Annotated in this window: 18 protein-coding genes and 1 pseudogene; 17 read left to right on the forward strand and 2 right to left on the reverse strand. The window is 43.5% G+C overall.

The window, feature by feature from the left end:
• The first annotated feature begins 4 nt into the window (after window positions 1-4).
• Window positions 5-2,422 (forward strand): DNA topoisomerase (ATP-hydrolyzing) subunit B, encoded by a 2,418-nt coding sequence (gyrB, locus tag ACED28_RS09950; RefSeq protein ID WP_009848139.1) that lies wholly within the window; start codon window positions 5-7, stop codon window positions 2,420-2,422.
• A 504-nt stretch (window positions 2,423-2,926) separates the two neighbouring features.
• Window positions 2,927-3,361: an Hsp20 family protein gene (locus tag ACED28_RS09955; protein WP_017107513.1), complete on the forward strand. Its 435-nt coding sequence runs from the start codon at window positions 2,927-2,929 to the stop codon at window positions 3,359-3,361.
• Between the two features lie 119 nt (window positions 3,362-3,480).
• On the opposite strand, the gene ACED28_RS09960 is transcribed toward ACED28_RS09955, so the two are convergent.
• Window positions 3,481-4,731 carry a valine--pyruvate transaminase gene (locus ACED28_RS09960; protein ID WP_102249188.1) on the reverse strand — a complete coding sequence of 417 codons (1,251 nt, stop codon included), beginning with the start codon at window positions 4,729-4,731 and terminating at the stop codon, window positions 3,481-3,483.
• Window positions 4,732-5,062: 331 nt separating this feature from the next.
• Between ACED28_RS09960 and ACED28_RS09965 the strand changes: the two genes are divergently transcribed.
• From ACED28_RS09965 to ACED28_RS10035, 15 genes and pseudogenes are all read left to right on the forward strand, one after another.
• The gene (locus tag ACED28_RS09965) at window positions 5,063-5,281 is read left to right on the forward strand and encodes a Flp family type IVb pilin (RefSeq protein WP_009848142.1); all 219 of its coding nucleotides are present in this window, start codon (window positions 5,063-5,065) and stop codon (window positions 5,279-5,281) included.
• Window positions 5,282-5,284: 3 nt separating this feature from the next.
• Complete coding sequence (locus tag ACED28_RS09970) at window positions 5,285-5,722, forward strand: prepilin peptidase (RefSeq protein ID WP_371709754.1); 438 nt, start codon at window positions 5,285-5,287, stop codon at window positions 5,720-5,722.
• A 7-nt stretch (window positions 5,723-5,729) separates the two neighbouring features.
• Window positions 5,730-6,518: an RcpC/CpaB family pilus assembly protein gene (locus ACED28_RS09975; protein ID WP_371709755.1), complete on the forward strand. Its 789-nt coding sequence runs from the start codon at window positions 5,730-5,732 to the stop codon at window positions 6,516-6,518.
• A 10-nt stretch (window positions 6,519-6,528) separates the two neighbouring features.
• Window positions 6,529-7,848, forward strand: a complete 1,320-nt coding sequence (locus ACED28_RS09980; protein WP_371709756.1) for a type II and III secretion system protein family protein — start codon at window positions 6,529-6,531, stop codon at window positions 7,846-7,848.
• A 149-nt stretch (window positions 7,849-7,997) separates the two neighbouring features.
• A complete protein-coding gene (locus ACED28_RS09985; RefSeq protein WP_371709757.1) occupies window positions 7,998-8,363 on the forward strand; it encodes a hypothetical protein in 366 nt (121 codons plus the stop codon).
• Between the two features lie 24 nt (window positions 8,364-8,387).
• The gene (locus ACED28_RS09990) at window positions 8,388-9,611 is read left to right on the forward strand and encodes a P-loop NTPase (RefSeq protein WP_017099667.1); all 1,224 of its coding nucleotides are present in this window, start codon (window positions 8,388-8,390) and stop codon (window positions 9,609-9,611) included.
• A gap of 9 nt (window positions 9,612-9,620) precedes the next feature.
• Window positions 9,621-10,903 (forward strand): annotated as a pseudogene (locus ACED28_RS09995) (CpaF family protein).
• Window positions 10,904-10,912: 9 nt separating this feature from the next.
• Window positions 10,913-11,833: a type II secretion system F family protein gene (locus ACED28_RS10000; protein ID WP_371709758.1), complete on the forward strand. Its 921-nt coding sequence runs from the start codon at window positions 10,913-10,915 to the stop codon at window positions 11,831-11,833.
• Entirely contained in the window at window positions 11,833-12,738 is a 906-nt protein-coding gene (locus ACED28_RS10005) for a type II secretion system F family protein (protein WP_371709759.1), read from the forward strand. The genes ACED28_RS10000 and ACED28_RS10005 overlap by 1 nt, the downstream gene beginning before the upstream one ends.
• On the forward strand, window positions 12,731-13,033 hold the full coding sequence (locus ACED28_RS10010; protein WP_371709760.1) for a hypothetical protein: 303 nt from the start codon (window positions 12,731-12,733) through the stop codon (window positions 13,031-13,033). The genes ACED28_RS10005 and ACED28_RS10010 overlap by 8 nt, the downstream gene beginning before the upstream one ends.
• Before the next feature lie 51 nt (window positions 13,034-13,084).
• On the forward strand, window positions 13,085-13,513 hold the full coding sequence (locus tag ACED28_RS10015) for a tetratricopeptide repeat protein (RefSeq protein WP_371709761.1): 429 nt from the start codon (window positions 13,085-13,087) through the stop codon (window positions 13,511-13,513).
• Window positions 13,503-13,988: a TadE/TadG family type IV pilus assembly protein gene (locus ACED28_RS10020; protein ID WP_009848152.1), complete on the forward strand. Its 486-nt coding sequence runs from the start codon at window positions 13,503-13,505 to the stop codon at window positions 13,986-13,988. Before ACED28_RS10015 ends, ACED28_RS10020 begins: the two co-directional genes overlap by 11 nt.
• Window positions 13,963-14,541: a tight adherence pilus pseudopilin TadF gene (gene tadF, locus ACED28_RS10025; RefSeq protein WP_009848153.1), complete on the forward strand. Its 579-nt coding sequence runs from the start codon at window positions 13,963-13,965 to the stop codon at window positions 14,539-14,541. The genes ACED28_RS10020 and tadF overlap by 26 nt, the downstream gene beginning before the upstream one ends.
• A gap of 16 nt (window positions 14,542-14,557) precedes the next feature.
• Window positions 14,558-15,865 (forward strand): hypothetical protein, encoded by a 1,308-nt coding sequence (locus ACED28_RS10030; protein ID WP_371709762.1) that lies wholly within the window; start codon window positions 14,558-14,560, stop codon window positions 15,863-15,865.
• Between the two features lie 49 nt (window positions 15,866-15,914).
• Window positions 15,915-16,556, forward strand: coding sequence for an OmpA family protein (locus tag ACED28_RS10035; protein WP_122047434.1), 642 nt, complete (start codon window positions 15,915-15,917; stop codon window positions 16,554-16,556).
• Window positions 16,557-16,571: 15 nt separating this feature from the next.
• Here ACED28_RS10035 and ACED28_RS10040 read toward each other — a convergent pair whose 3' ends face one another.
• A complete protein-coding gene (locus ACED28_RS10040) occupies window positions 16,572-17,954 on the reverse strand; it encodes an ATP-binding protein (RefSeq protein ID WP_371709763.1) in 1,383 nt (460 codons plus the stop codon).

A 17,954-nucleotide genomic window follows, 5' to 3' on the forward strand; every position in this document is an offset into this window, starting at 1 on the left:
AACTATGTCAGATAATTACGATTCATCGAGTATTAAAGTACTGAAGGGTCTGGATGCGGTACGTAAGCGTCCTGGAATGTACATTGGCGACACGGATGATGGTACCGGTCTGCACCACATGGTTTTTGAGGTGGTAGATAACTCTATTGATGAAGCGCTAGCTGGTCACTGTAATGACATCATTGTAACTATCCATGAAGATAGCTCAGTGTCTGTAAGCGATGACGGCCGTGGTATTCCAACAGAATTGCACCCAGAAGAAAAAGTATCAGCAGCAGAAGTAATCATGACGGTTCTTCACGCTGGTGGTAAGTTCGATGATAACTCGTACAAGGTATCTGGTGGTCTGCACGGTGTTGGTGTTTCAGTAGTTAACGCACTTTCTAAGCAAGTTACTCTTACTATCCACCGCGGTGGCAAAATCCACACTCAAACCTACAGCCACGGTGAGCCTCAAGCGCCACTAGCGGTTATCGGTGATACGGATAAAACCGGTACAGAGATTCGTTTCTGGCCGAGTGAAGAAACCTTCACTAACATCGAGTTCCATTACGACATTTTAGCTAAGCGTCTACGTGAGCTATCATTCTTGAACTCAGGTGTATCAATTAAGCTAATTGATAAGCGTGAAGAAGACAAAATGGATCACTTCGAATACGAAGGCGGTATCCAAGCGTTTGTTGAACACCTTAATACCAATAAAACACCAATCATCCAAAAGATTTTCCACTTTGATTCAGAGCGTGATGACGGCATTACCGTTGAAGTTGCAATGCAGTGGAACGATGGTTACCAAGAGAACATCTACTGTTTCACCAACAACATCCCTCAACGCGATGGTGGTGCTCACTTAGCGGGTTTCCGTGCTGCACTAACGCGTACTCTGAACAGCTTCATGGATAAAGAAGGCTTCTCGAAGAAAGCGAAGACTTCAACATCAGGTGATGATGCTCGTGAAGGTTTGACGGCGATTGTTTCGGTGAAAGTGCCAGATCCTAAGTTCTCAAGCCAAACGAAAGACAAGCTGGTTTCTTCAGAAGTGAAGTCTGCCGTTGAGTCTACGATGGGTGAGAAGCTATCTGAGTTCCTAATTGAGAACCCAGGTGAAGCGAAAATCGTTTGTTCTAAAATTATCGATGCAGCGCGTGCTCGTGATGCAGCGCGTAAAGCTCGTGAGATGACACGTCGTAAAGGCGCATTAGATTTAGCCGGTCTTCCAGGTAAACTAGCTGACTGTCAGGAAAAAGATCCTGCACAGTCTGAACTATATATTGTGGAAGGAGACTCTGCTGGCGGATCAGCTAAGCAGGGGCGTAACCGTAAGAACCAAGCAATCCTACCGCTTAAAGGTAAAATCCTTAACGTAGAGAAAGCGCGTTTCGATAAAATGCTGTCTTCTCAAGAAGTCGCAACGCTAATCACAGCCCTTGGTTGTGGTATTGGCCGTGATGAATACAACCCAGATAAACTGCGTTACCACAACATCATCATCATGACCGATGCCGATGTCGATGGTTCTCACATCCGTACACTGCTACTGACGTTCTTCTACCGTCAAATGCCTGAGCTGATTGAACGTGGTTACATCTACATTGCTCAACCGCCACTTTACAAAGTGAAGAAGGGTAAGCAAGAGCAGTACATCAAAGATGAAGATGCGATGAACCAGTATCAAGTATCTTTGGCTTTAGACAATGCAGAACTGCACGTAAATCCTGAAGCACCTGCGTTTGCCGGTGAAGGCTTAGAGAAGCTTGTTCAGCAATACAATGCAGGCATCAAGCTCGTTGATCGTATGAGCCGCCGCTACCCACGCGCATTGGTTCACGAACTGATTTACGTTCCTCGCCTAACCGCTGAGCAGTGTCATGATGATGCGGTGGTTGAAGCTTGGGGTAAGCAGCTAGTAGAGCAGCTAAACGGTAAAGAAGCGGGTGCAAGCCAATACAGCCTTGAAGTTGAAAAGCACGAAGAGCTAGGTTTAAGCGTTCCTAAGATTGTGGTTCGTACTCATGGTGTAACTCATGAGCACGTGCTGAGCATTGATCTGATTAACTCGAAAGAGTTTGGCAAGCTAGCGGATCTTTCTGAAGCACTTGATGGCCTGATTGAAGAAGGTGCTTACATTAAGCGTGGCGAGCGTACTCAAGAAGTGTCTAGTTTCGTTGAAGCTCTGAACTGGTTAGTGAAAGAGTCTCGTCGTGGCCTAAGCCTACAACGATACAAAGGTCTAGGTGAGATGAACCCTGATCAACTTTGGGAAACGACAATGGATCCTGAAACTCGTCGTATGATGCAAGTAACGATTGAAGATGCTGTTGGTGCTGATCTGTTGTTTACAACATTGATGGGCGACCAAGTAGAACCGCGTCGTAACTTCATCGAAGAAAACGCACTTAAAGTAGCAAATCTAGACGTTTAGTATCTTTGATACTTCGCTCTTTCGCTTAATTTCTGTGTCAGAGGTGCTCACATACATTCGTATGCTCCGCGCCTCTTCTTTGAACTAAAACGAAATAGCTTCGTCTCAAAAAACTAAATTTGTTGTTAAAAAGACTGCCAAAAATGGCGGTCTTTTTTGTTTTTAAGTGATTGAAAAATATTGGATTGGAAAAATAATTGAAAATAAACGCTTGAAACTGATTCGCTCAATCCACATATCTAGTTGTGAAGAGGATGACTGTCTTGCTCTACAAGAGAAGAAACAGAACCTTCATAACCGTTGCTAGAGTATCGCTCAATAGAGGATAACTTTGGCAGCACACAATTTAAAAATTGATTCATTGTCATGTCCCAGAGTTGTCACCAATAGAGGTGAAACCCGTGGAATGCGAATTGAATCCCTTAGCTGTTTACTGAATCACTCACAGGTTCGATCTCAGTAAAATTCACGGCTAAGACTATTGCTTACTAAAAGGATAGCATTATGAGAACTGTAGATTTCACTCCACTTTACCGCAACGCAATCGGCTTCGATCGTCTATTCAATATGATGGAATCGAACACGTCGAAAAATACTTCTGGCGGTTACCCTCCTTACAACATCGAGCAAAAAGACGAGAACAACTACCGTATTACTATGGCCGTTGCTGGTTTTGCTGATGATCAATTAGACCTTACTCAAAAAGAGAACATGCTAATTGTTAAAGGTGAGCGTAAAGCAGAAGCCGAGAAAACTTTCGTATACCAAGGTATTGCAGAGCGCGATTTCGAGCGAAAATTCCAACTGGCTGACTACGTAAAAGTGGTGGGCGCAAGCATGGAAAATGGTCTTCTTCACATCGACCTAGAACGCGAAATCCCAGAAGCGATGCAACCACGTAAGATTGCTATTAATGGTAATAGTCTTCTAGAAGGCTAAGCGTTATTAGCTCATTTAAGCTAATAAATCTCGGGAAGTAGAAGTGAAAGAGCACCAGTACCTTGAAGAAGGTCGGTGCTCTTTTTTGTATTTGGTCTACAGTAAGCTAAAAGCTTTTATTACTGCTCTGAGTAAGCTTTTTTCACTTCTTCTGCAATAATATTAATGCCTTTCTGCATCGCCTCATCATCTTGCACGTAGTTCATGCGTAGACATTGATGGGCATGATCCCACTCGTCTTCTTGGCCGATAAAGAAGTATTCACCCGGAACAATCAATACGCCACGAGCTTTGAGGCGGTCGTACAGCTCCATGGTGGTAATCGGCAGCTCATCAAACCATAGCCATAAGAAAATCGCACCTTCAGGCTTGTGGATACGGAAACGAGGGTCATCGATCGCTTCTTGTAAAAGCTCAACCGCACGTAGAGATTTGTCTTTATAGAAAGGTTTAATTACCTCGCTGCTTAAGCGCAGTAAATCGCCTTTTTCAATCATGTGATTGGCAATCGCAGGGCCGACACTATTGGGTGCTAGGCTGATAATGCCATTCATGTTGGTCAGAGCTTGTGTCACTTCTTCGCTCGCAATCACGATACCGCAACGCACACCCGGCAAACCAAGCTTAGATAAGCTCATGCACAGAATGGTGTTTTCATTCCAGAACGGTTCGACATCTTCAAAGATGATGTTTGGAAACGGCAGGCCGTAAGCATTGTCGATCAGCAGTGGGATGTTGTTTTCACGCGCCAGCTTATCCAGTTTACGCACTTCTTCATCGGTCAGTACGTTACCAGTTGGGTTGGTTGGACGAGAGGCGCAGATAGCGGCAACCGAGTCATCAACCTTGAGCTGTTCAAAATCAACGTGGTATTTAAACTGGCGGTTTTCTAGCAGTTCGATCTCTGGGTGGTAAGAGATAAAAATATCGTCATCAATGCCCGCATCGCCGTAGCCGATGTATTCTGGTGCGATCGGCAACAATATCTTCTTGTGAGAACCGTCTGGCTGTTGACCCGCTAACAAGTTGAATAGGTAAAAGAAGCCACTTTGACTGCCGTTGGTCAGGCTGATGTTTTTCTCGCTGATGTCCCAACCATAGGTCTCTTTCAGCATTCCAGCTAACGACTTAATGAAGCTGTCTTTACCTTGTGGACCATCGTAGTTGGCGAGGGCGGCAATGAGTTCTCCACTGGCGAGCATGTCGGCACTGGCTTGGTTAAAGTAATCGAGCATGGCTGGGATAGCGGCTGGGTTACCACCACCGAGCATAATTGCACCAGGAGTTCGCAGGCCATCATTCAAATCATCCATTAAACGAGTGATTCCAGAGTATCGATTAAACTTTTCACCAAACTTTGAGAATTGCATTGCTTCGTATACCTAATTCATTGTGATTATTATTCGTAGATTATGATCAATCTTATGAACCCGAGCGTGGCGGGTTACAGTGGGTAATCTTTGAACATACCGCAATGTTTTTGCGGCGCAAAGCACGAATTGCCCTCACACGGAAAAAACTTCTCTTCTCACCGCTCCCGTTTAATCACTTTTTTCACTTTAAACTGAACTCAAACTGAATAGAACGACGGCAAATGTCAGAGCAATGTGAGGAAGGTCACTCTTGGATTGCTCAAAAATAGCGCACTGAATATTATTTCCTCCGAAGAAAAAACAACCTATCTATCTTTTGGAGAAACGAATGTTAACTAATTTATTTGTTAGAACTCAGCTATTTATTCAATCTTTTAATAATGATCAACGTGGTGTTACAGCGATTGAATACGCAATCCTAGGTGTGTGTATGTCAGCAATCGTATTGGCTGTATTTAACGACTCTCTTCGTGAAGCTTTAGAAGGTGCTATCACAACCATCACTAATAATATTGAAGCCGCTAATTCGTCGCCAAGTGTAGGTTAATTAATGCCTCATAAACTGTGGTGGTTAATTCCCTTAGCCACCATGGCTGCAATCGTCAGTTATCAAGATATCCGATACCGAATAATATCTAATGGAGTGGTGGTAGCTGTTGCTCTCTTGGGTGTTTTTTATATCTGTCAAACCGAAAAGTTTGAGCAGTTTTATAACTTTTTCATAGTGTTAGCCGTCGGCGCAGTTTTATTTTATTTCAATGTTATAGCTGCTGGAGACAGTAAATTATTGGCTGCATTCAGTTTAATGGTATCGCCCAATATGATGTTGTTGGCGGTTAATGTGATTTTATTTGCAGGTGGAACCCTAGCGATTACTCAGTGGGTATTAGGAAAAACAACTGGTAATTCTGAGTGGATAAATAGAGGCGTTCCTTATGGGGTACCTATTTGTCTAGGAAGCCTACTAGGTATAGCTGCATCGTTATAGGTGAATCATGAACTCCAAAATCATTCTTGGCTTAGCGTTTCTCGCTATATCTATAGGCCTCTATGGTGTGGTGAATGTACCGATGGATACTTTCCCCGCTCAGCCTGAAGAACCAATTATAGAAGTGACTTTTAAGGTATGGAAACTCACTCACCCGGCAGTGAAAGGTCAGCAGCTGAAGCGTAGCGACTTCGTTATAGAGTACTTGCCTGAAGCTCGTGCAGCGCTATTGGGAATCGATCGAAACATTGAGTTAGATTGGAATGCTCCTCAATTCGCAGTGCATGACATTGCCGCATATGAGCTGGTGGACTTGAATATGTTGACATCTCCCGGAGACAGTCAGTACTTACAGGCGGTGATCCGCCCTGGATTTGTGCCTTATAACGTTACGGTACCGGGAAGAGATGTACTAGGTGGCACCATCGCAGTCGGAGATTTAGTCGATATATCTGTTCTTTCAACGCCGGATCAGAACTTATCAAGTGAGGATACGGTGTCAGATATTCAACATCTCACTATGGTGCCATTACTGGCCCAAATACCGGTTTTGGACATGGTGACGTCAGAAAAAGCAGTGAGCACGTTAACGTTGGAAAAAGAGACTCAGGTGACATTGATCTTACAAGTGACGAATCAACAACTGGCACAACTCACGGTGGCACAGCGGATTGCAGAAGTGGCCGTGCACAAGTCATTGGGTAAGGAATTTTCTGATGATCTAGAAGCTGATTCTTCAGACATCATTCCAAGCAGTGGCGGCACTGGTGGAATTCGTGAATACCGTTTTGAGTAGGGCGTTAACCATGAAAACAACAATGTTGACTTTAGTATTGGTTCTGCTGCTTCCATTCGAGGTTTTGGCTCAAGGCTCGACTAATTTAGCTCAGGGAGAAGCTAAAACCTTTTCGATTCGAGGGGAAATCGAAAAGGTTTTTATCTCAGGGAAGAATATTGCAGATTACCAAGTGATTGATAGTAATAAGGTCGTGGTGTTTGGGAAGAATATCGGATCTGCCTCGTTTATCGCATTTGATGCGAAAGGGCGTGAATTATTTAACCGCTTATTGTTGGTGAATAAAAGTTATCGCGAAATAGAGCAACAAATTGATGTGTTATTTCCCGATGCGGAAGTGTTTGTAGCAGGCATCGGTGAGAACGTTGTTCTGAGTGGTGTCGTCGCTAATGAACAGGAAAAGGATAACATTCACCAGTTGGTGGGTGAGCTTTTGGGGAAAACAGCGAACTCAACCTCTTTTCAAATGAGTGATGAAGAGAGTGACGACATTGATGTGGGTTTTATGACTCAACTTAATTACGCAGGCGTCGTGAATAATATCGAAATATCAGCGACTAAGCAGGTGAACGTTAAGTTGACCATTGCAGAGGTATCGCACTCTTTTATGCAAGACTTCGGCATCAAGATGGGCAGCAATGGTACGCCCGGCATATTTGTGGATCAACTTACTCATTTTAGTGCTAGCGATATTGTCTCTGTTATTTCAGCTTTAGGTACCGATAGCGTTGGTCAAGTTCTAGCTGAACCTAATTTGTCGGTGATTTCAGGTGAGAAAGCGAGTTTCTTAGTGGGTGGAGAACTGCCCGTTGTGACGGTTATAGATGGTGCAACCAACGTTGAATATAAGGAATTCGGTGTGCGACTGGAATTACTGGCTAAGGTGCTTCGAGATGACAAAATTAAGCTAGCACTGACACCAGAGGTTAGCTCCCTAGATGGTAGTTACAGCAGTGACAACTTTGATTTACCAGCATTAAGAACACGACGCGCCCAGACAACCGTGGAACTGGGGGATGGACAAAGCTTCGTTCTTGGTGGGTTGCTTAACAGTGAAGAGAAAGAGTCACTGACTCGAATTCCCTACATTGGTGATATACCTATTATCGGTGCTTTGTTTCGCCATACAGGAACCGAACGTAGTAAAACTGAGTTAGTCATTGTAGCGACCGTTAATTTAGTTCAACCAGTCAAAGCGGAGCAGATCCAATTACCGACGATGAAAAAGACTAGCACGCTCAAGCGCTTTTTTGGACTAGGCTGTGGCTATGAACAATCACAACAAAAGTGGGCTGATGAAGCTTTGTCTGCTGGAGGGTTTAGCCAATGAAATCATTGATGGTTACTTTGTTTACCGCCGTCATTATTACAGGGTGTGTTGACCGTATATCGGAGCCTCGCGGAACGTAAGTTGAAGTTTTTCCTGTGACTTATCAGCTTAAACTTCGCTCTGACCAACCCCTGTTGGTGACCAGAAAAGTGAGTGAGTTTATCTTGGGTTACCCTAAAAATGTAAAGGTGGCGCAATGGAAAAGACGTACCAAAGGGAACGGGAATCAGGCGCTTTATAAAGAGGTTGTGAGCCAGTTAATCCAAGCTGGTGTGATGTCGAGTCAGATTGAATACAGTCAAATAGGTTATAGCCCAAATGAGCATAACTCAAACGCATCAGATCCGTTACCACTAGAGAGTCGCTTTGACTTAAGTCTTTCAGTCACAACATATAAGACCAAACTAGAAATTTGCCGCCAGGAACGGGTCGGCGAGTATGGGAATGGAAGCTTAGGGTGCAATGTGGACACGAGCCGTTGGCAGTCAATGGTCAACCCGCACAAAGCAATCTAATTACTAACTGTTAGAGAATTTCAGATGTTTGATTTAGTGAATAAACTAAACAGTGCGGAACCTAAAAAATCGGAGAAACAGAATCGTTGTGCGATGCTTTTCCAAACCGAGATATGCCGCGACTTCATCCAAAAATCGTTCAGATTTGAAGGGTTGATTGAGCCTAGCTCGTTCGCCAGCCAAGACACAAATGTGACTAGATTAGAGCAATACCCAGATGTTGAAGTGGTATTTGTTGAATTAAATCAAAGCCAAGATATTGTCGCTGATGCTCAGTTATTGACTCATACCTTACCTCCTCATGTGTCCGTGATCATTATTGGCAGTGAAGATACCATATCCATCATTCGAGCCTTAAGACAGTTGGGTTTCTATTACTTGTTTTGGCCAGCGGGTGAAGCGGAAACGATCGATTTTTATCACAACGTTTCCCGTAACCACGCAGCACAACAAGGCGTGAGTACAAATCGTAAAGCCAAGCAAATAGCAGTCATGGGCGTGAAAGGTGGGGTCGGTACTTCACTAGTCGCGTGTGAGATATCTCGCCGTTTGGCCAAGCATCAAAATGCGAGTACTTTGCTAGTCGACTATACCTACACTGGCAGCAATATTGACGTGATGTTAGGGCTTAAGAAGTTTACTAAGCGCAGTGTTCAAAAAGGCACCCTTACTACAGGAGTGGATAATGATATCGCGACAAGCTTGGTACAAAATATTGAAAAAAATTTGTCACTTCTTGCGGTGGAATCAGATGAGTTTGGCCGTGATGAGTTATTCCAATACACCCAGTCTTTAAAGAAGCAGATGATTTCAAGTCATGCTTTTGTCGTGGAAGACTATTCTCACACTGCGACAACCAATGAAGAGTTTAGACAAGCGGTGGGGAAACTAGATGCTTTAGTCTTGGTATTTGATGCAACAGTATCGTCATTAAGAGAGCTGAATCGAATTCGTTCTGAAATCGACGTGCATTATCCCAACCTTGTCGTACTGACGGTAATGAACCGCTCTCGACCACATAACGCAGCGTCAATTAGTGAGGCGGATGTAGTTAAGTATTTTGGTCGAGAGGCAGACGCGAATTTAGTGTTTGATTTCAAAGCTAATCAATACCTACTTCAAGGTGAGCTGCTTAGTGAATCACGTTCTGAAATGAAATACGGACTGCAAACGTTAGTTGCCTTATTGATGGGAGAGAAAGTTGCGGAAAAAACAGCATTTTCATTCTTCCAGTGGTTAAAACGGTAAGGGGACGATATGGAACATGCACAGCGCATTTATTTACAACTGCGTAAGCAGATCTTTGATGCACTTGATGCCAGTGTTATTGAAAGCTTACCGCGTCTAGAGTTAGAAGCTCAGTTAGCTAGCGCAGTTGATATGCTAGTGAGTCGAGATCAGTTATCTATTTCATCACTGGCAAAATCAGAATATGTCACCAGCATGGTACATGAGTTAGTTGGCCTCGGGCCTTTGCAGGTGTTGATGGATGATGACTCGATCACCGACATCATGATCAATGGCCCACAACAGGTTTATATTGAGCGTCATGGCTTAGTCGAGAAAGCACCTGTTCGATTTATCGATGAGAAGCAGTTGCTTGATATTGCTAAGCGCATCGCTAGTCGTGTTGGGCGCAGGGTCGATGAGTCTTCTCCTACTTGTGATGCCCGGTTAGATGATGGTAGCCGTGTGAATATTGTCATTCCTCCTATCACATTGGAGGGACGTCAATCTCGATTCGTAAGTTTCAAAAACAAAGTATTGGTTTTGAAGAATTAGTTGAATTTGGGTCTCTTACTTCCGAGATGGCAGGTTTACTTCAATTAGCTGCACGTTGCCGACTCAATATTCTTGTATCTGGTGGTACGGGATCGGGAAAAACAACGTTACTTAATGCTTTATCACAGCATATATCAGAGGGTGAACGAACCGTCACTATTGAAGATACCGCTGAGTTAAGGCTTCAGCAGTCACATGTTGTTCGAATGGAAACTCGTCATGAGGGCATTGAAGGGACGGGGGCTATTACCGCTCGAGATTTAGTGATTAATTCACTGCGAATGCGCCCAGACCGAATTATTGTGGGTGAATGCCGTGGTGGTGAAGCATTTGAAATGCTGCAAGCCATGAATACTGGGCACGATGGTTCAATGTCTACGTTGCACGCCAATACACCACGAGATGCTTTGGCTCGTGTCGAATCAATGGTGATGATGGCGACCAATAATTTGCCCTTAGAAGCGATCCGCCGCTCAATTGTAAGCGCGGTCGATTTAGTCGTTCAGGTCAGCCGATTGCATGATGGTTCTCGAAAGATCATGAATATCACTGAAGTGGTCGGTATTGAGGGAAGCAACGTGGTGTTAGAAGAGTTGTTCTCTTTCCAAACTTCACCTCACAGCCCTGATGGTCGCATTCGAGGTAGTTATGTGACATCTGGTGTTATGGCTCGTTCTGCGCTTTATGAAAAAGCCCGTTTCTTTGGTGTAGAGCAGAAGTTAACTCAAGTGATTGAGTCTATGACACTCAATCAATAGGAGTGAGACATGTATTGGTTGATTATTTTGGGTGGGGCAATACTCATGATTGTAGCGCTTAAGCCGAATAGAGCTCCTTCTGTTGATGAGTATTTATCACAGCAAGCGAAAGGTAATCTGAAAAGCGATCTGAGTTTTACGCAACAAGCGGTTAATTTTGCCAGTCTTTCTGATCGTAACTTCAAACAGAAACTTCATGTGCGTTGGGATAACTTACAGCGCCAACTTGGAAAAATGGCATTAGGTAAGGTCGTCATTTTTTCTGTTGTAGCACTGCTTGCGATCGGCACTCTTAATCAAATGTCACTGCGCTTACCTTGGTTCGAAATTTTGCCTTTGACTCTCATTACCGCTTGGTTTTTGGGTTATCTCCATTTACAGAAACGAGAGAGAAAACGCTTTGAAGAAACCTTCCCTGATGCGTTGAACATGCTGGCAAGTTCCCTTAGTGCGGGTGAAAGCATAGGGCGAGGCATTGGGTATGTAGGGAAGAAACTTGAAGGTGAGGTAGGTAAAGAGTTTAAGCTGATGAGCGAGCGCCTCAATTTAGGCGAGCCGATTGATGATGTGTTTCGTAAATCTTGTCGTCGCTTTCCGTATCCGTCGTTTCATTTTTTTGTCATTACCTTGCGAGCTAACATGCAAAGAGGGGGGCAATTAAAAGAGGTGATGTCACGTCTGAATCGACAAATGTTCGAAGCGAGAGCTGTAGAAAGAAAAAAGTTTGCTCTTACTTCAGAGGCTCGTATCTCCGCAAAAATTGTAGGAGCAACACCATTCTTCTTTCTGTTTATTTTGCAGTTTCTTAGTCCTGAAAATTTTGAGTTCGTAATGCACCACCCAGAAGGGAGACCGATTCTTTACTACCTCATCACAAGTGAAAGTATCGGCATGCTGATCATCTGGGCGTTAATGAAAAAGGTGAAGTAATGGCTTCTTCAATAAACTTCTCGAACGTTGGGTTATTTTTCGCCTGGGCCGGCGTAGCATTTGGCTTGTTGCTCATATTTTATTGGTTAGTCGTGTGTACTCAGAAAAAACACCGTATAGCAGCCTTAGCGAAACATCATCGATTGGCCGATCAGTCAAAAGAGGCAGAAATAAAACTGAATCGTTGGTTGACGCCCATGTCGACTATTTTCGTCACCTCCGAAAGTGATATTACAGTGCGCTTTGCTAATGCTGGCGTGAGTGACATCCGGTGGGCTCAATGGTTTATGCCACTGAAGTACAGTGCGTTGTTTATCGGGCAAGTGGTTGTTGCAGGCGTGTGTTGGTTTATTGAGGTTTCGTCTGAATCATGGATCGCGATAGCTGCGGGGTGGGCTATGGTGGTTATTGTGATGCCTGACCTAGTCTTGAGCTCGATAGCTAAAAACCGTCAACGTCGAATCTCTCGTCAAATGCCGTATCTGATTGACCTAATGGCGATTTGCGTCCAAACCGGCATGACAATCGAAGCATCAATGAAATACCTCTCCATTGAAATGAAAAGCTTTGATAAAGAGCTTTCTAGCTTGTTGGAGGTGACAAACCAACGGGCTCGTTTGGTCGGAATGGAAAATGCCTTAGAGGAGTTGTATCGCAAGGTTCCATCACCAGAAGTTCGTAGTTTTGTGATGACGCTGACGCAGAGCATTCAACATGGATCCTCGATTTATAACGTGTTAACGACGTTGGCAGGCGATATTCGAGAAGTGCAAATGCTAGAGCTAGAAGAAGAAATAGGGAAGTTAGCTGCCAAGATGTCGATTCCACTGATCGTGTTTATCTTGATCCCAATTGTATTCGTAATTGCCGCTCCGGGGGTAATGAGGATGATGCTTAATGTTTAAGAAAATAATCGCGCTAACGTTAGTTTTAATGTTGGCGGCATGCAGTTCAACTCAAGCGAGTTGGCAGAAAGATGAGTCAAAAGAGGCTATCTATCAAAAAACACATAATTACGTTCAGTTAACCCGTTTGTATAAAAATCAGCTGCAGCAATACGACGCTGATGAAGTGAGAGAAAAACTCTCGAATACATATTTAGCTATGGGCGATGCTGAGTCGGCTCTGTTTTACATTGCCCCTGTTACTCAAAAACCACAACCCAGTGTGAACAGTTTATTGATGCAAGCGAAAGCATAAGGTGAATTAGGTCAGTACCCAGCAGCGATCAGTAGTGCTAAACAAGTATTAGTGGAAAATGCTACACATGCGGCAGCCGAGAATTTACTGGGAACGTTTTATGGTTACAGCTATCAGTTTGATCTATCTCGTCGGTATTTTGAACGCGCGCGCGAGCATTTTTATGACTCGGTATCAGTGAATAATAATTTGGCTGTGCTCGATATTACGCAAGAGCATTATCAAGCAGCTATGGAGCGTTTATTACCATTGTATAAGCGCGGTCAGATGAACGAACAGATGATGGCAAACTTGACGTTGAGTATGGCTAAGTTGGGCCACTACCCGTTTGTCGAAAGTGTGTTGAGTGAAAGATACAGCAAGCACCAAATCCAAAAAATTTATCAGGCGTTGCGCCACCACACTCCTTATTCATTAGAGAGCCAAACGCTGGCAGTCAGTGGTCTTTCGTTATCGGAGGAGGCGGGTAATGCGATATAAGCAAAAGGGTGTCGCGAGCATAGAGTTTGCGGTGGGCTTTTTTGCTTTTTGGTTGATGTGTATGGCGTGGGTTGAGATGAGCTATATCTCGTACATTTCTGCGATCAACGACTTGGCGGTTTCAGAGGTGGCTCGCACAGCTAAAAAGGGCTCAGGAAATTATCTCGATACGGTAGATAAGGTTTTGCACCGAGAAGGCAGTATCTGGAATCAGGTTGTTAATGGCGACAATTTTCAAGTCACGATTCACTACTCTAAAAACCTGAGTGAGTTAGCTAGTATTACAGACCAATGCAGTATTTCTGGTAGTCAAAAATTTAAAGAGTGTGGTGATGCTGATAACGCAGCGCTTGCCATTTATCGAATTAACTACCGTTTTTCACCTATCTTTAGCTACTTCTTCACGACTCAGAATTTAATGAGCAGAGAGATGATTGTTGTGCAGGAATATGAAAGGTCAAAATTTGAAATTTAGAACCCTAAAGCATGGGAATTTGAAGAGTAAGCAGCAGGGGGTTTTTAGTATTGAGTTTGCCATGGTCGCTGTATTTTTCAGCTTATTGATTGCTTTCAGTGGTGACGTGATCATCAAGCTTTCATTGAAAGGAAAACTCGATCGACTCTCTTATTCACTGGTCAATGTACTTAAAGAGAGAACCCAACTTTATGATACTGATTATCAGCTTACAACTAAAGAAGTCGATGATATCGATATCATTGCTCAGCATTCCTTACTGCGTACCTTTGGTCATTTTGAACGGGAACACTATGGGTTGTTGGTGGAAGAGTTGAGCTTCAAACAAGTGGGTACACCCAACCCCGCGATCAGTGAAAAACGCGGTGTTGTTGCCTGCAGAATAAAGCAAACCATTGATTCATTAGAGTCCATGACGGTAGTGACTAACCGAGGTCGAGAAATGCCCCTGTACCGAGTGACGGTTTGTTATGAATCGGATAATTGGATTGGTGGTATTTTGGGGCGTGAGTTTACTCACGTGATGTCTGATTCTGTCGTGATCGGCAGGTAGAGCGAAGAGAAAGGTTATGAAACACGCTATGCGTAAGCAGTCTGGCCATGCAGCTATGCTGTTTGCCATTATGATCCCAGCTTTGTTTGGAGTGTTTATGCTTGGTTCTGATGGTGCCCGCGCATTACAAACCAAAGCTCGATTAGAGGAAGCTTCAGAAGCGGCTGTTCTAGCGGTATCAGCAAAAGATGAGCAAGACCACCAATTGGCGGAGCGCTATATTCAGCATTATCTATATGACATGGACTCGATCCTAGATATTGAAGTTAAGAAGCTAGGGTGTGATGAGATACCTGAATGTATTGCTGCTACGGAAAGAGGCGAAGCACGCTACTTTGAATATCGTGTTGCGGGTCAAACACTGCACAAGTCCTGGTTTCCTGGTAACGATGTGATTTCTGGCTTTGGTGATAGCTTCAATGTGACGGGATCATCGAAAGCACGACGCTATCAAAGCCAGCCGATAGACATTACTTTTATCGTCGATTTTTCAGAATCTATGAATGACTCGTGGAGTGGTGGTCGGCATTCTAAGCTAAATGATCTGAAAGACATTATTGAAGATGTGGCTGATGAACTCGGCGCGTATAACGATCTATATCCAGAGCACCCTCATCGGGTTGCACTTACCGGTTTTAATCGCCGAACCATCAATAAAGATAAGAATGATAACTTAGTGGTTCGCGATCAGCGGGTAGTTTCAAGAGAAGGTGAATACGATAAAGACGATACGGTGAATTTTAACAAAACGATAGCTCAACAATTTATCGTTAAAGGAGAAGCCTCGCGTGTGCCTAATGGCGATGATGATGCACGGTTCTACGACCTCTATTTTACCACCGATTTTTCATCCTTCACCAAAAAGGTCAAGAAATTCAAAGCTGGGGGAGGCACTGCTTCACTGCAAGGTATTATTCGTGCAGGGCAAATTGTGACTTCAATGTCGAAGAACCAAAAGCAGCTGATCATTATTCTGTCTGATGGGGAGGATTGGAATCACTACGCAGGGCAAACCAATAAGCTTGTATCGAAAGGTATGTGTAGCAACATTCTCAATATGGTCAACGGCGGCAAAGTTTCGGCAGATAATACGCATGATGACATAGAGGTAATTGGCGGGGTAAGCCAAGGAATGATGACACCTGATGGTGAACGAATGAACGCGCGCATGGCTGTGATTGGTTTCGATTATGAACTTAATAAAAACGTGGGTCTGCGTAATTGCGTTGGCCGAGATAATTTTTATAAGGCTGAAAACAAGGAAGACATTCTCAATAAAATTTTGGGATTAATTACGGAAGAAGTGGGTCACTTAGCGCAATAGAGGTATGTGACATCCTTTTTATTAACTGAATATTATTAAGAGAGCAAAAATGAAAACGCTTATATCTGTTATGTCTTTATTTACTCTGTCGTTTTCTATACTGGCAGCCCCTTTAAAACCAGATACTAACGAACTACTTTATCATTACTGCCATATGGGCGACTCTGAACTAGAGAAGACGGTAACGATCGGTCAGGGGAAGAAAGTGATGTATCACCAAGGTCCGTTCATGCAAGTGAACGCAAGCACAGCTAATCAAGCGATTAAAAATCTGATTCAAGATAAGTTAACTCAAGTATCAGAAAGTGCTGATTGCGCACAATACTTACTGAGTCGAACTAAATTTGTAGAAGGTAAGTTGGCTCGTGAGGTGTTGGCTCGCGTGACTTTTGATTTCGATGACGATGAACTGAATCAAAAATCTCGTTATTTATTGTTAAAACTTATAGCTAAACTTGAACATCAAACTCCCGAATTTATCGTCACGGGGAATACCGACTCAAAAGGTAGTGATAGTTACAACTTAAGCTTAGGCTTACAGCGCTCGAATGCTGTTGTTGGGTATTTGAAAGAGCAAGGCGTAAATATTGAAGACCTGACTGTGAGTTCACAAGGTGAGGCGAACCCAGTGCAGAGTAACGAGACTGAATCCGGTCGCCATAACAATCGCAGGGTTGATATTCACTCTTAACCCTGCCTTACAAATTTAACTTGTTGGGAGCAGTATTTTTAAAACGACACCCACGGATGGGTTATCTGATTGCTCGAACCAGATTGTCCCTTTGTAGCTATGGAGTATCTCATCACATAGCGCCAAACCTAATCCTGTACCATGGGTCTTCTGATCGGCTCTTACGCCACGTTGAAATAAGGTTTGGCTGATCGAGTTATCTATTACTGGCCCATCATTATAGATCTCAATCAGGATCTGCTGTTCGCTTTGAGTGGCTTTGAATTCGATAGAGGTTTGTGCGAACCGATAAGTATTTTCTAATAGGTTACCGAGCACTTCCATAAGATCATCTTTATTAAGAGGCACGGTCTGCTGGTCGTCAAACTGAGTGATGAATTGGATCTTTTTATCGGCATGGATTTTCGTAAACATGCCTACTAGGTTGTCGAGGATTGGTTTTATCGGTGTCGATGAAGTCGTTATACCTTTAACGCCTAGCGAAGCCCTTTTGAGTTGTGCCTGAATTAAGCTATCCATTTCTAACAGTTGTTGGTTGATTTGGTCATTCTTTGTTTTGGATGAGTCTTCATCAAGCAATGCTTGAGAAACTGTCACGCGAGTCTTCAAACTATGGGCGAGATCATTGAGAGAACGCTTATAACGCTCCTGATTTTCTTTTTGTTGGTATAGCAATTCGTTCAATGCACTGGTGACGCTATGTAAATCTTCAGGGTATGACTGGGCCAATTGGTTTTTCTTACCTTGTTTTATGTCATGTAGCTCATTCTCTAGTCGAGCAAACGGAGCAAAACTAATTCGATAAAAAACCCAAAGTAGAGCACTGATCAAAGCAAGCGCAACCACTAACACTCCAACCGCGGTGTATTTTAACTGATGTATGGGTTCTATTTTCTCTTCGACCCTTTGGGTAAAGATAACTCTGCCATCTTTTTTTTCCTGGAAACCTTTCCAGAGAATTGTGTGGACAATAAAAGCGGCGCCATTCGGTCTTTCAACCAAACGAATAGTATCTATGGGGAAATTTAGATCATGACACAGTTCGTTGACTTGAGATTGGCTGACGCCTATCTCTGATAGCAGCTTAGCTCGTCTTTCAATATTTACTGATGTCCATACTTGTTGATTGTTGTGATCACATAGAGTGACGCTAGTGTTGGGAGACTCTTTCGCATAGAACCTATCCCACTCCGTCAATGGCGGTATTTCCCCAGAAGACAGCAGTTCATTGATTACAGCAGGCAATTCTCGAAGGGTATTTTTCGAGTAGTACTCAAAAAGTTGGTGTTTTTGACTGTTGTAGTAGAACCAGGCGCTAGTGAGTACCATTGAAATCATAATGGAAGCAGCAACGGCGAATGTCCGACGTCTGAACTGAGTTTTGTACAGTCTTTTCAT

The sequence above is a fragment of the Vibrio sp. 1F253 genome, assembly GCF_041439295.1.
GTDB classification, from domain to species: domain Bacteria; phylum Pseudomonadota; class Gammaproteobacteria; order Enterobacterales; family Vibrionaceae; genus Vibrio; species Vibrio tasmaniensis_A.